The sequence below is a fragment of the Haloarcula sp. Atlit-120R genome (assembly GCF_003665885.1).
Lineage (GTDB): Archaea > Halobacteriota > Halobacteria > Halobacteriales > Haloarculaceae > Haloarcula > Haloarcula taiwanensis.
This window is the reverse complement of record NZ_QPLN01000001.1, coordinates 945,949-959,199: the sequence shown is the minus strand read 5'-3', so window position 1 is coordinate 959,199 and position 13,251 is coordinate 945,949. Positions and strand designations below refer to the sequence as shown.

14 protein-coding genes and 2 tRNA genes are annotated in these 13,251 nt (G+C 64.8%); 4 read left to right on the top strand and 12 right to left on the bottom strand.

Annotated elements, in window-relative coordinates:
• Positions 1 to 38: 38 nt before the first annotated feature.
• The 5 genes from DVK01_RS04975 to DVK01_RS04955 all read right to left on the bottom strand — a co-directional run bounded on the left by DVK01_RS04975 (position 39) and on the right by DVK01_RS04955 (position 5,431).
• A complete protein-coding gene (locus DVK01_RS04975) occupies positions 39 to 2,273 on the bottom strand; it encodes a transglutaminase domain-containing protein (protein WP_121535678.1) in 2,235 nt (744 codons plus the stop codon).
• Complete coding sequence (locus DVK01_RS04970; protein ID WP_121535675.1) at positions 2,270 to 3,244, bottom strand: DUF58 domain-containing protein; 975 nt, start codon at positions 3,242 to 3,244, stop codon at positions 2,270 to 2,272. Before DVK01_RS04970 ends, DVK01_RS04975 begins: the two co-directional genes overlap by 4 nt.
• A complete protein-coding gene (locus tag DVK01_RS04965) occupies positions 3,241 to 4,200 on the bottom strand; it encodes a MoxR family ATPase (RefSeq protein ID WP_101351185.1) in 960 nt (319 codons plus the stop codon). Before DVK01_RS04965 ends, DVK01_RS04970 begins: the two co-directional genes overlap by 4 nt.
• A gap of 194 nt (positions 4,201 to 4,394) precedes the next feature.
• Positions 4,395 to 4,664 (bottom strand): hypothetical protein, encoded by a 270-nt coding sequence (locus DVK01_RS04960; RefSeq protein ID WP_101351184.1) that lies wholly within the window; start codon positions 4,662 to 4,664, stop codon positions 4,395 to 4,397.
• An 83-nt stretch (positions 4,665 to 4,747) separates the two neighbouring features.
• Positions 4,748 to 5,431 carry a class I SAM-dependent methyltransferase gene (locus tag DVK01_RS04955; RefSeq protein WP_101351183.1) on the bottom strand — a complete coding sequence of 228 codons (684 nt, stop codon included), beginning with the start codon at positions 5,429 to 5,431 and terminating at the stop codon, positions 4,748 to 4,750.
• Positions 5,432 to 5,593: 162 nt separating this feature from the next.
• On the opposite strand from DVK01_RS04955, the gene DVK01_RS04950 reads away from it, so the two are divergent.
• Together DVK01_RS04950 and DVK01_RS04945 are read left to right on the top strand one after the other, a co-directional pair.
• Complete coding sequence (locus tag DVK01_RS04950; RefSeq protein WP_121535672.1) at positions 5,594 to 6,937, top strand: tryptophanase; 1,344 nt, start codon at positions 5,594 to 5,596, stop codon at positions 6,935 to 6,937.
• A 98-nt stretch (positions 6,938 to 7,035) separates the two neighbouring features.
• Complete coding sequence (locus DVK01_RS04945) at positions 7,036 to 7,254, top strand: hypothetical protein (RefSeq protein WP_004516066.1); 219 nt, start codon at positions 7,036 to 7,038, stop codon at positions 7,252 to 7,254.
• On the opposite strand, the gene DVK01_RS04940 is transcribed toward DVK01_RS04945, so the two are convergent.
• The 7 genes from DVK01_RS04940 to DVK01_RS04910 all read right to left on the bottom strand — a co-directional run bounded on the left by DVK01_RS04940 (position 7,211) and on the right by DVK01_RS04910 (position 11,181).
• Positions 7,211 to 8,188: a 5,10-methylenetetrahydromethanopterin reductase gene (locus DVK01_RS04940; protein WP_121535669.1), complete on the bottom strand. Its 978-nt coding sequence runs from the start codon at positions 8,186 to 8,188 to the stop codon at positions 7,211 to 7,213. The two genes, DVK01_RS04945 and DVK01_RS04940, sit on opposite strands and share 44 nt — an antisense overlap.
• Positions 8,175 to 8,948 (bottom strand): coenzyme F420-0:L-glutamate ligase, encoded by a 774-nt coding sequence (locus DVK01_RS04935; protein ID WP_121535666.1) that lies wholly within the window; start codon positions 8,946 to 8,948, stop codon positions 8,175 to 8,177. The genes DVK01_RS04940 and DVK01_RS04935 overlap by 14 nt, the downstream gene beginning before the upstream one ends.
• A gap of 107 nt (positions 8,949 to 9,055) precedes the next feature.
• Positions 9,056 to 9,544, bottom strand: a complete 489-nt coding sequence (locus tag DVK01_RS04930) for a metallophosphoesterase family protein (protein ID WP_101351180.1) — start codon at positions 9,542 to 9,544, stop codon at positions 9,056 to 9,058.
• 68 nt (positions 9,545 to 9,612) lie between these two features.
• A complete protein-coding gene (locus DVK01_RS04925; protein ID WP_198560194.1) occupies positions 9,613 to 9,909 on the bottom strand; it encodes a winged helix-turn-helix transcriptional regulator in 297 nt (98 codons plus the stop codon).
• A 112-nt stretch (positions 9,910 to 10,021) separates the two neighbouring features.
• Positions 10,022 to 10,675, bottom strand: a complete 654-nt coding sequence (locus DVK01_RS04920) for a hypothetical protein (protein ID WP_101351178.1) — start codon at positions 10,673 to 10,675, stop codon at positions 10,022 to 10,024.
• A gap of 310 nt (positions 10,676 to 10,985) precedes the next feature.
• Positions 10,986 to 11,058: transfer RNA gene (locus tag DVK01_RS04915), tRNA-Asp, on the bottom strand.
• 50 nt (positions 11,059 to 11,108) lie between these two features.
• A tRNA-Asp gene (locus tag DVK01_RS04910) sits at positions 11,109 to 11,181 on the bottom strand.
• 276 nt (positions 11,182 to 11,457) lie between these two features.
• Here DVK01_RS04910 and DVK01_RS04905 point away from each other — a divergent pair.
• Together DVK01_RS04905 and DVK01_RS04900 are read left to right on the top strand one after the other, a co-directional pair.
• Complete coding sequence (locus DVK01_RS04905; RefSeq protein ID WP_004515447.1) at positions 11,458 to 11,685, top strand: DNA-directed RNA polymerase subunit H; 228 nt, start codon at positions 11,458 to 11,460, stop codon at positions 11,683 to 11,685.
• Entirely contained in the window at positions 11,685 to 13,250 is a 1,566-nt protein-coding gene (locus DVK01_RS04900) for a DNA-directed RNA polymerase subunit B'' (protein WP_101351177.1), read from the top strand. The genes DVK01_RS04905 and DVK01_RS04900 overlap by 1 nt, the downstream gene beginning before the upstream one ends.
• Position 13,251 lies beyond the last annotated feature (1 nt).

Below are 13,251 nucleotides of genomic sequence, written 5' to 3'. Positions count from 1 at the left end.
CGCGCCTACGAACACGACCTATTAAACACTGTCGGGGACTACCGGTCAGAGACGATTCCATCGGCGAGTTCGACTGCCTCGTCGGCAATCGCTTCGTCGACCTCGCCGCCGTACCGGAGTCGCTCCCGTAGCGCGGCCAGTCGCCGGACCCGGTCGTCGGCCTCTATCGCGTCGAGATACGCCCGTACTGTCTCACCGCTCTTGCGGCTCCGGTGGTCCTTTGAAAGGATGTACATGGCCCGCTGGAACGCCCGCTCGACATCGGACTCGGGGTCCACACGACGCTGGTAGCGCAGCCATACCGCCCGGTACGCTCGCTCGCTGAGGCCGGACCGGCGCGCGCCCGCTGCGATGCCGAGCAGCGCGACGACGCCCAGCGTCATCTCCTCGCGCGACGGGAGCGCCGGCAGGCGCAACTCCGTCGACTCGTCCGTGTCGGACGCTCCTGTCGTGCTGGTTGGCGTGTCAGTTTCGGTGGCCGTCGGCGTCTCAGTCGGTTCGGTTTCGGTATCGTTGGTCTCAGTCAACGGGGCGGGCGTCGACGTATCGGATGGCGTGTACTGCTCCACCGGGTCTCCGTCGCCGACAGTGGGCGACGGTCCGTCCGCATTCGCGTCCTCGATACGTTGCTGTCTGACTTCTTCGCGCGGCCCGGACGGCGTCGGGTCGAACTGCACCCAGCCTTGCCCAGGAAAGTACACCTCGACCCACGCGTGGGAGTTCAGCCCGCGCACGACCCACTCGTTCTCGTCGATTCGCTGGCCGGAGGTGTACCCGACGGTCATGCGCGCCGGGATGCCCTGGGTCCGGAGCATCGTCACCATCGTCGTCGCGAAGTAGACGCAGTACCCCTCGTCCATCTCGAAGAGGAAGGCGTCGGCGACGTTGAAACCGGGTCGATCGACGTCAAGTGAGTAGCCCTTGCTGTCCTGCAGCCAGCGTTCGATGACCAGCGCTGTCTCGTACGGGTTCTCGGCGTTCGCGGTGAGAATAGCCGTCCGTTCCTCAACCCGGTCCGGCGTGCTGTCGGGGAGCTGGGTGTACAGCTCCACGGTCGCGTCGTCGTAGTCGGTCCCGGCCTCACGCAGCCCGTCCGGGGTCGCCACGAGCAGCTCGCTCCTGACCTCGTAGCTGTCGCCTGTCGACAGCGTGCCGTCGGGCTGGAATCCGCCCTCGCTGGAGACCGAGACCGACGGTCCCCCAGAGTAGCGAACGGGCTTCCAGGCGGCCGGAACAGTCCCGATGGTCGACTCTGCCCGGAACTCCTGTCGAAGCGTCCGAGTTTCACCCGGTGGGCTGTCGAGGCGCTGGTCGCCGTACGGGCGTGGAGTTCCAGTCCGGACCCACCCGTTACCGGTGTAGCGGTCGTAGGAGGCGACCCGCCAGTAGCGCGGTTCTTCGCTTTCGACAGTGTACCGTATCTCAGGCGTCAACGAGATGCTCCCCTGTACCGAGAGGGACTCCCCGGCATCGAAGAGGCTCCCCTCGACGGTCTGACCCTCCGACCCGTCGTCGTACGATAGCAAGCTGTCACGGGTGATTGGTACCTGTGACAGCGCCGCCGGGACGACGATGATCGCCGCCAGCTGTTCGAGGACAGCGCGCCGCCCGGCGTCGATTCCCTCGCCGCCGTCGTCCGGGTGCTCCGTCGCGTCACCGCCAGTCATCGCGTCGGGTCGCCTCGTCAGGTCTGCCGGCTCGTCCGCTGACAGTGTATCGAGCGTCCCGAACCCAATAGTCGCCGCGATGCCGACGACGCCCAGCAGGGTCGTCACCACACCGGCGTCGGTCGTCAGGGCAAAGAACGCGAGCGCTGTGCCGGCCGCCACCGTCGCCGTCACGTACCAGCGCCGTAGCGCGAAATACCAGGTCAGAAACACCGGTGCCGGCGCGAACGACAGCACCCACAGCCTGACCTTGGCGATCTGGAGCAGCGACCGCCCGGTCAGCAGGGCGGCGGTATCCCCCAGCAGGTCCGTCACCGCCGGATTCGTCGAGAGGCTCAGGATGTACGCGACGAGTCCGCCAGCGAACAGCACTGCGCCGACACCGACCGCGAGGGGCGGTCTGAGCACGCGGGCAAGCAGCGTTGCACCCACGAACGAGAGCGCGGCAAGCGCCAGAAACAGGGTCGGGTCGCCGACCACGTCGCTGAGGTAGTACATCGTCCGCAGTGGCGCGCCGATGGCCAGCGCCGCCCCAAGCAACGCCAGTATCCGGGACCCGCTCCACGAGACCCGGCCGCGGACCCGTTCCGTGACGGCGGCACTCATCCGTTCACCTCGCCCGCGATGGGGTTGTCACGGCTGGCGGTCACGTCGCCGAAGGACTGGCGGCGGCCGTCAACCGACACCGTGACGCCGTCGCCGTTGGCCGTGACGACCACGTCAGCGTCGTCCACACGGTCGGTCCGGCCCGCGTCGGCACGGGCCAGCAGTTCGAGCAGTCGCGTCCGATGGGTGTCGCCGTACCCCTGTTCGACCCCATCGTTCGGAACGGCAAGTTCGACGGCCAGACCGCTCTCCAGCGCGGCCATCGCGATGGTCGCCGCCGCAGCGGCCATCGCGTCGGCGTGCCCTTGCTGGGCTTCCGCGGCAACGAGCAGGGTCCGGTCGCTTCGGCTGTCGGTGAACTCCTTGACTAACAGGTCCTCGCGCTTGGCGCTGGATTTCCAGTGCACGTCCCGCAAGGAGTCGCCGCTGACGTACTCGCGCAATCGGTCGAACGACTGCCGGTCTTCGTTTTCCGGCGTGAACGTCTGCGCGAACGCGTCTGTCCCGCCCAGCCGGTAGACGGGCGGATACACGAGCACGTCGGTTCTGTTTCCGATGGTGTAGTGCTCCCTGACGAGCCCAAGCGCGTCCGTCACCGTCACGTCGACTGGGCCGACCTGTTGCTCGCCCCGGGCCGTGTAGGTGACGCGGTAGGTCACCGTCGCGGGCAGGGACTTCCGGACTGTCGTCTCTCCCTCAAGCCCCTCAGAAAGCCGGTCGGTGACCGTCGCAATCCCGCTGCCGTCGACGCGGAACTCCACGGGCTTCGTCTCGCCGGGAAACCCGCGGCGGAGGCGGCCCCGCTCGACGGTCGGTGCGCCGCTCCAGCGAACCTGCACGGCGGCGGCGAACACACCCACGAACAGCGGGCCGGCAACGGCAGTAAGCCCGGGCTGCCCGAATCTGGCACTGACCAATAGGGCGGCAACGGCGACGGCGAGGACGGCGAAACCACGGCGTGTCGGTCTCATTCGACGTAGACGGTATCGAGTGCCTCCGCGACGAGTTCCCGGGCGTCCTGCTCGCTGCGCTCGGTCCGGATGCGGTGTGGCAGGACGACCGGCGCTTCAGTCTGGATGTCGTCGGGGATGACGTAACTGCGGCCGTCGAGTACGGCGCGGGCCTGTGCCGCCCGGAGCAGCGAGATGCTCCCTCGCGGGCTGACACCCAGCTGTGCGTTCTCCCGCGTGTACCGCGCGAGTCGGGTCGCGTACGACCGGATCGGCTCTTCGACGGTCACGTCGGCTACTGTTTCCCGAGCGGCGGAGAGCGCTTCGAGCGTGGCGACCGACGACAGTTCCTCGATGGGGTGGTGGCCCACCACGTCACCCAGCATCTCCGTCTCCGCCGCCTCGTTCGGATACCCCAGATGGAGCTTCGTCATGAACCGGTCGAGTTCGGCCATCGGCAGGTCGTAGGCCCGGTTCTGCTCGACCGTGTTCTGCGTAGCGATGACCGTGAACGGCTGTGGCACGGGGTGTGTGGTCCCGTCGACCGAGACCTGCTGTTCCTCCATCGCTTCCAGCAGCGCCGACTGCGTTTTCGGCGGCGCGCGGTTGATCTCGTCTCCGAGGACGACGTTGGCGAAGATCGGCCCCGGCCGGAACTCGAACTCCTGTGTCTTCTGGTTGTAGATGTTGACACCGGTCACGTCGGTCGGGAGGAGGTCCGGCGTGAACTGGACGCGCTTGAATTCGCCGTCGAACGACGCCGCGACGGAACGGGCTAACATCGTCTTGCCGACGCCGGGGACGTCCTCAAGCAGGACGTGACCGCGTCCAAGCAGCGCGATGACGATGTGTTCGATGGCGTCGTGTTGCCCGACGATGACCTGTTCGACGTTTTCGATCACCTGATTGGCGACGCGTGTGGCGTCGCGGAGAGGACTGTCCGACTGTTGACTGCGTGAGGTGTCAGTGTCTGTCATAGTCGCAATCTCGTGGGACGACGCCGTGGCACGGGGACTGGTAGGATAGTCTGCCCTGTCGACCAGTAAGTGTCTTGTGTGGGGTACCACATCCTCCGGGCCGTTCAGTTGTAGCCGCGTCTATGGCGTGCGCGTATGTAACTCTGTGGATGGGTGAGAACAACACACATCCGGTTCGCGGCCGGTAGCGCCGCTCACCAGGACTTACACGCCCCACAGACGAGGATGCCGTCCTGTGTCCACCGCCGCTCGACGACCTCCCCACACTCGGCGCAGGCCGCTCCATCGGGCGACCACGCGTACGTCGTCACGGCCGGGTCGACCCCGTCGGTCGAGGCTTCGGCGTCGGAGGCTTCGCTTTCTGTCTCTGTCGTCTCATCTCTCGCAGACGTGCCGTTCTCTCCCCCATCCTCGCTCTTGTCGCCACCGTCGAGAAAGTCCTCCAGCGAGGTATCTTCGGCCATACTCCTTCGTTTTGCCTGCGGCCACAAAATACTCTGTCGGTCGTTCCGGCCGAGGTCCGTGTTTTGACCGGCTATCCGGGCCGTTATTCCGTGGCGATGCCGACAGTCAGCAACGTCCCAAGTTCGCGGTAGCGCTCGACCATCGCCTCTCGGGTCTCGAACTCGTCGGTTGGAAACGCATCCGCCGGCGGGATCTCGACCTCGCGGTCGGGGATGGTGTCCTGTGATGCCACGGCCAGCCCCGCCTCGCGGAAGGCCTCGCGGTACTCCGGGGCGCTCCAGCGTGTCATCTCGATGTCGATGAACTCCTGCCACTCGTGGGAGTGGACGTTCTCCTCGTAGTAGTTCACCGCGATGTGGGCGGTCCCGCCCGGTCGCAGCACTCGTGCGATTTCTTCGAGCGTGTGTGGCGGGTCGCTGGCGTAGTAAAACGCCTCCATCGAGAACACGTGGTCGATGCTGTCGGTCGCAAACGGCAGGGCGTCGAAGTCCCCGCGCAGGAACCCGATACCGTCGTCGTCCGTGTACTCGCGGGCGTTCCGGAGCATCTCCGGCGACCCGTCGAGACCATAGCAGGGCCCGGCGTCGTTGGTGTCCCGAAGCGCACGGAGCGCATAGCCCGACCCCGTTCCGAGGTCGAGGACCGTGTCGCCCGGTTCGACCGGCATCCGGGCGAGGACGTGCTTGGCGGTGTGCCAGTGCCGGTCTTCCATCCCTCTGTCTTTGCCTTCGGCCGCCCACGCGTCGAATTCCTCGCGAACGCTCATACGTCCCTCCAGCAGTTGTGGCCCCAAAATGCCCGCTATTTTGGCCTGCCAGAAACACCTGTCCACCGATAGCCGTACTCGGCTGGTGATGGACATCTCAGCCCACCTCTGTACACAAAATATCAGATGGGGAATAAGTCAATCGGCGTACTGCGACACAGCATGCGCTCGTACAAGGCTAAATCGGTAACGTCGATACAGCTTCCGCCCCGTGAGCGACGTGAGACCGCGCTCAGCGAAGCCGGACACAACGTCTTCAACCTCGCTGCGGATGATGTCTTTATCGACCTGTTGACTGATTCGGGGACTGGCGCGATGAGCGACGACCAGTGGGCGGACGTGGTCCGCGGGGACGAGGCCTACGCCGGTTCGCGCTCGTTCGAACGCTTCCGTGAGGCGGTCGCTGACGTGATGGGATTCGACCGCGTGGTGCCGACACATCAGGGCCGCGGCGCGGAGAACGTCCTGTTCGGGGCGCTACTGGACGAGGGTGACGTCGTGCTCAACAACACGCATTTTGACACCACCCGCGCACACGTAACGAATCAAGGCGCTACTGCAGTCGACTGCCCGGCAGAGACGGACCTGACCACTGATAGCGTCGGGACGTTTGCCGGCAACTTCGCCACAGAGCGAGGGTGGGGCGCTGTCGAGGAGTACGGGCAGGACGCCGTCTCGGCTGTCGTCCTGACGATCACGAACAACTCCGCCGCCGGCCAGCCAGTGTCGATGGCGAACATCCGCGAGACGGCCGCCTTCGCCACGGAAATCGACGCAACGTTCGTCATTGACGCCTGTCGGTTCGCCGAAAACGCACAGTTCATCAAGCAACGGGACCCCGAATACGCCGACACGCCCCTCAATGAAATCGCTCGCGAGCAGTTGCGTCCCGCAGACGCAATCACGATGAGTGGGAAAAAGGACGCACTCACAAACATCGGCGGGTTCACTGCCGTTCGCGACGCTGCCCTGTTCGAACAGTGCAAACAGCGCGCGATCCTGTACGAGGGGTTTCCGACTTACGGGGGCCTCGCGGGTCGCGATCTCGAAGCGATGGCCACCGGTCTCCGGGAAGCGGTCCAACCGCCGTACGTCGCCGAGCGGATCGAACAGGTCGCGACCCTCGGCGACCTCCTGCGTGAGCGCGACATCCCGATTGTCACGCCGACCGGCGGTCACGCCGTCTACATTGATGCCGCGGCCCTGTTCCCGGATATTCCCGCCGACCAGTTCCCCGGGCAGCGCCTCGTCTGTGAACTCTACCGCGAAGGCGGCGTCCGGACAGTCGAACTCGGCTCGTTCGCCTTCCCCGGGACCGACCGTCCGGAACTCGTCCGCCTCGCCCTGCCCCGCCGGACATACTGGCGCGAACACCTCGAACACATCGCGGAGACCGCTGCTCGCGTCCGCGACCGCCGCGACGAGTACACCGGCCTGAAAATCGTCTGGGAGCCACCGATGGAAGAACTCAGACACTTCTCAGCGGAACTCGAACCCGTCGCGTAAGGGCGCTCGATTGTAACTCCGGACGAGAGCGGCTCTCGAGCGCCCGTGTGGTGGCCGGGAACGCAAACGCAAAGTAGGGCCACGCTAACGTTCAGGTAATGCAAGGACTGCTGTCGGAACTGCTCCAGAGCATCATCGACATGCCCGGCTGGTTTATCGACGTGGCACTGAACGACCCGCTGGCGGCGCTTATGCTCGCCGTCGGTGCCGTCATCACGACCGTCTCGGTCGCCTTCTTCGGGTACCTGTCGCTGGGGGCCGTGCTTTCGCTGTTCAGCGGCTCCGGCGGTCGCGGACCGCCCCAAGCAAATCGATAGCCGTCTCGACATCCGGCCCGAGCGGCGACGCGAACACCACGCTGTCTGCGTGTTCTTCCAGCACCGCCGTGCGCTCGGCCACCGTCTCCGGCGTCCCGGCGATACAGAACGCGTCCAGCATCGCCTCGGTAACGCCGTCGAATGCGGCCGTGAAATCGCCGGCGGAGATCGCCTGCCCGATATCTTCGGCGGCCTCGTGGTCGATGCCGTGGCGGTCGAGCACTGCCGGGGGTGAGCCGGCGGCAACGAACGCGACCGGCGGCCGCGCGGCCTCCCGTGCCTCGGTCGCGTCCTCGGCGACCGAGACGCTGGCGTAGGCCGCGAGGTCGAACTCGCCGTACTCCTCGGGTCGCTCGTCGGCCATGTCCTCCACCTGCTCGCGTGCCCACGCGAGGTCTTTCGGATGCGCACCGTTGTACAGCGCGCCGTCAGCGTGTTTCGCTGCCATCCGGGTCATGTGTGGCCCCTGCGCGCCGACGTACACCGGAATCTCACCGACCTCGTAGTTCAGCCCGGCGTCGACGGCCTCAAACGTCCCGTCGTGGTCGACCCGCTCGCCGTCCCAGAGCTTCCGGGCGGTCTTGAACGTCTCAAGCACGCGTCGCAGCGCGTCGCCGTGGTCGAAGCCGAGATTGCTGAGCGTCGACTTATCGCCCGGCCCGATGCCGAAGACCGCCCGGCCGTCGCTCAGTTCGTCCAGCGTTGCGACCCGCGACGCTAGCGTCACTGGGTGCGTTTCGTAGGGGTTCGCGATGCCGGGGCCGAGCAGTACCTCGTCGGTCCGCTCGGCCATCGCGGTCAGCGACATGAACTGGTCGCGGTTGTTGTAGTGGTGACTGACGTAGACGGCGTCGAGCGCGTTCGATTCAGCCTGTTCGGCAAACGAGGCGAGCTGTGCGACCGGGTGTTCCGGGGTGAGTTCAATCGCGTACATGTGACCACTGTCTGAGTGCTTGTCTGACTACGTCCTTCTCCGGGTCGCGGAACAGTTGCTCGCTGCCCGCGTGGTCGCCGAAGTCGAAATCGCGGACGACTGCGGCGGGTGTTCCGCCGTCGCCTTCGCCGGTGACGAGGTTGGCCGCGGCGGCGAGTTCATCGACGACGGCCTGGACGGTGGCTTCGAGTTCACGGCCGTCGCGGTCGTGTTCGCCACGCCAGTCCCGTGACGCAGAAAGACCGGCCCAGCCCAGTGCGACGCCGCGCTGGCCGAGGCGGAACGGGCGGCCTGACGTGTCGGTGACGATAACGCTGGGTTCCACCCCCGCTTGTTCGCGGATGCCAGCACGGATGGCTTCGGCCTCCGCCGTCGGGTTTTCGGGGAGCAAGAGGAGGTCCGCGCCGGGCACGTTCGAGCGGTCGATGCCCGCGTTGACGGTGATATGCCCGAACTCCGTCACGCCGAGGATGAAGGGGGCTTCGACCAGCACCTCAGTACACTCATCGAGAATCGCCTGTGCCATTCGAGGGTCTTTCTCCTCACCGGCGATGTCCTCGATGGTCGCCGCGATGCGCTCGGCGCGCTCGCCTGGCTCGTACGACGACAGCGACCGGCCGCGTCCGCTGGCTTTGGAAACGATGGTGCTGGCGACACAGACCACGTCGTCATCCCGCAGGTCGGCCTGCTCGACGAGCAACTCGGCTATCTCGTCGCCAGGTCGAACCTCGGGCAGCCCCTCGACCGCGAAGACTTCCATACCACTCCTGCGGTCCCTGCGGGAAAAAGACCCGCGTTCGCTGCAAAGCCGGCCAACAGTGGCAACAGCTGCCGGTACGCGGGAGCGAGCCGCGACAGCGCTGCGCTTTACAGCTCGTGCTCTGCTACGTCGAGCGTCCCATCCTCGACTGTCGCGGTCAACATCGTCGGGCGGTCTGCTGGCGAAGCTCCCGTGACGCTGCCGGGGTTAAGCAGCCGCACGCCCTCGTAGACGGTGTCAACAAGTTCGTGAGTGTGACCGGCGACGCCGACAGCGGTACTGTCGGCTTCCTCGCGGACCGCAGCGGCGACACGGTCTGCCCAGCCTTGCTGTGAGCCAGTCCCGTGTGTCACGACGAACGTGACGCCACCGAGTTCGACTGTCGCCCGTTCTGGCAACCCGATCTGCGGGTCGATGTTGCCCGAGACGGCGGTCAGTTCCGCCGCCATGTGCTGGCTGTCAGCGAGTGCTCCTTTGCTGTCGAAGTCACCGGCGTGGATGACGTGGTCGGCGACCTCGATGCGCTCCCGGAACGACGGCGGAATCTCGTGTTCCCGGGACGGAATATGCGAATCGCTAATGAGAGCGACATCCATATCGACCCATCGCATCGGCGTTCGAAAAGGGTTACTGCCACGGAAACGGGTTCGACTGACCGTTCTGGCTACTCTGTAGACGAGAATACGTCTCGCAGCCCGTCCAACTGCTCGATAAGTCTGTCGATGCCGTCGTTGATCGTCGCTACCCGCTCGTCGATGTTGTCGACCGGAATCGCTCCCTGCGGCGTCGGCTCGATGAGTTCGTCGTCTTCCAGCATCCGTAGCGAGTATCGCACTTTGTGTTTCGGAACCCCTGTCTCCTCGGCGAGCCGAACGATGCCGATCGGCCCGTTCTCGATGACGGCTTCGAGGATCGACAGGTCCCGCCCCTCCTTCTCGACCTGATCTTCGAGTCGGTCCATTCCCATAGCAAGTCGTACCTGTGCATTTACGGCCGCGATACATAAACGCCCCAGTTGCGGCACTGTGGCTCGGGTCTGTCAGCTGAAACTGTGCGCTCGGTGTCCACGACCCCTACTCGTCTGAGACCGGTGTCCGCCGGAGTTCGTCGAGCTGGTCTCGGAGCTTACTCAGCTCAGTCTCCAGTTCCTCGCGGCGGTCGATGAGCGCGCTCAGTTCCTCCGTGTTGACCGAGTAGTCGTTATCCATCGCCACGTCCAGCGCGTCTGTCGTCGCGCCCGTGAGGTCAGACGCGACCCGCAACACTTCACTTGGTGTCCCGCGGGATTCGTACAGCTCCTGTTCGCCTGACAGCGGGCTGTAGGTCACCATTGGCGATTCGACACCCCGGTGGTAGCTCACCGCGTAGCTCGTGTCTGTCACCGGATTGAGGCGGTCGTCCGCCCGCTCCGTCCGGACGATGTTGAACGGCTCAGCTAGTGCGGGAAACGTGTCGGCGAGGTCCCGCAACCGGTCAGCGGCGGTCACGTCCAGCTGTGCTTCCACGTCGCCGAAGAACTGCCGCGAATTGGTGAGGCTGAACGCCACGGTGTAAAACACCGACTCGTCGCTGTCGGCCAGATTGCGAACACGGTCGCGGACCTCCTCGTGCCGGCCCTCGATAGTGAGCTTCTCCAGTTCCTCAAGCAGCGCCCGGACGCCCTCTTCGCGTTCGAGGAACGCCTCGACGATTGCGCCGGGCATGTCCTCGCCATCCACGTCCTCCATGGCCTCTCTTTTGCGGGGCCTGGTAAACAGTTTGTCGCTGGCAGCCGCTAATCGGCACGCCTTACACCCAACACAAAACATATGCCATCCCACGTGAAGTGATAGCACGTCCGACCCCGGTGGACGGACACTATGACAGGCCACGGGGGAACTTCCCCGGCCACCTGCTACTGCTCTTGTGACATCAGTATACGCCGTTTTCTCGGCACGTAGGCGGTGTTTACTGCCTGCTGGACGGCTACTAATAACGCACCAGCGGTCCGTACGACGGCGATAAAACGCGTCGCTTGATGATTTGATTTCGAAGAAGCGCCCGGAGCGGGATTTGAACCCGCGTCACGACCGTGACAGGGTCGTATGATGGGCCACTACACCATCCGGGCAGCCTACGAGCACGCACTGCATAGCGCTCGTCAGTTTGGTCGCAATAGAACGCCCGGAGCGGGATTTGAACCCGCGTCACGACCGTGACAGGGTCGTATGATGGGCCACTACACCATCCGGGCCTTCGTTGCATTCTTTCGTACCTTGGTGTCAGTATTAAGACTTTCCAAAGAGACCCGCCCCGGGATGAATGCACATGACGGGACCCAAAGTTCTATGTCCGGTCTGCGTTATGTGGTTGGTAAGAGCAACCACGCCCGCAGTCCGTGAGGGTGGGCGGGTCCGATAGCCACGGCAGAGCGACTTGGTAAGTGTTATATGCGCCCCGACAGTACGGCCCTGTAGTATCTCGTGACAGCCACCTTCTCCAGCAGCAGGCCAAACGCACACGCACACACATGGTAGATGTAAGTCAACACGACCTCGTCCCAGACCACAGTGTCGTCGACGAGGACGACCTCGAAGCAGTACTCACGGAGTATGACATCAAGAAGACGGACCTTCCGAAGATCAAGCGCACCGACAAGGCGCTGCCGGACGACGCCGAAGTCGGTGACGTGGTTCGGATCGAACGCGACTCCCGGACGACCGACACCGCAGTTGTCTATCGACTGGTGGTAGAATAATGGACACACAAGATCGCCGCGCTATATCGCGTGAATATTTCGCCAAGGAACGGCTCGCCGAACACCACTTCCGCTCGTTCAACGCATTCCTCGACCGAGGGATGCAGCAGGTCGTCGACGAGAAAGAGACCATCGAGACTGACATCGGCGACAAGGAAGGACAGGAACCGGTGTGGGTCGAACTGGGCGACGTCCGCGTCGTCACCCCTCGAGTCCGCGAGGCCGACGGCAGCGAGGAACTGCTGTATCCGCAGGAAGCCCGCCTCCGCAACATTACCTACTCCGCGCCGGTGTTCATGGAGATGGCCATCGTCCGCGGTGGCGAGGAGGAACCGGAGGAAGTCGTCGACCGGACCGAGACCAAGATCGGGCGGATGCCCATCATGGTCGGGTCGAACAAGTGCAACATCGCGGGCTTCACCGACGAGGAGCTCATCGACATCGGCGAGGACCCCGCAGACCCCGGTGGCTACTTCTGTGTCAACGGCTCCGAGCGGGTGCTGATGACCAGCGAGGACCTCGCCCCGAACAAGATTCTGGCCGAGTACGACACCAAGTACGGCGACGAGGTGCAGGTCGCCAAGACGTTCTCCCAGCGCCGTGGCTACCGCGCGCTGGTGCTGTGTGAGCGGACGCGGGACGGACTGCTGGAAGTCTCGTTCCCGTCCGTCTCGGGCAGTATCGACTTCGTTACGCTGGTGCGCGCGCTGGGGCTGGAATCGGACGAGGAAATCGTCCACCGCGTCAGCGAGGACCCGGAAATCGTGAAGTTCATGCTGGAGAACCTAGAGGAGGCCGAGGTCCAGACGACCGAGGAAGCAATCGAGACGCTGGGCAAGCGCGTCGCCTCCGGGCAGGGCAAGAACTACCAGCTCAAGCGAGCCAACTACGTCATCGACCGCTATCTCCTCCCGCATCTGCACGAGGAAGGCGTCGAGGAAGAGGAGGTCCGCATCAACAAGGCGTTCTACCTCTGCCGGATGGCCGAGGCGTGTTTCGAACTGGCGCTTGGCCGTCGCGAATCCGACGACAAGGACCACTACGCGAACAAGCGGCTGAAGGTCAGCGGCGACCTGATGACGGACCTGTTCCGGACGGCGCTGAACAAGCTCGCCCGGGACGTGAAATACCAGCTGGAACGGGCCAACATGCGCAACCGGCAGCTCTCCGTCTCGACGGTCGTTCGCTCGGACGTGCTGACCGAGCGGCTCGAACACCCCATCGCGACGGGGAACTGGGTCGGCGGCCGCTCCGGCGTGAGCCAGCTGGTCGACCGGACCGACTTCATGGGGGTGCTCTCGCACCTCCGGCGGCTGCGCTCGCCGCTCAGCCGCTCCCAGCCCCACTTCGAGGCACGGGACCTGCACGCGACCCAGTGGGGGCGCATCTGTCCCTCCGAGACGCCTGAAGGCCCCAACTGTGGGCTGGTGAAAAACTTCGCCCAGGCGATGGAGCTGTCACAGGACGTCGAGGACCCGCAGGGCCTCAAACAGGAACTCGCAGAGATGGGGGTCCAGGGCATCCCCGGTATCGAATCGATCGAACAGCAGCCCGCGGACGATTAAC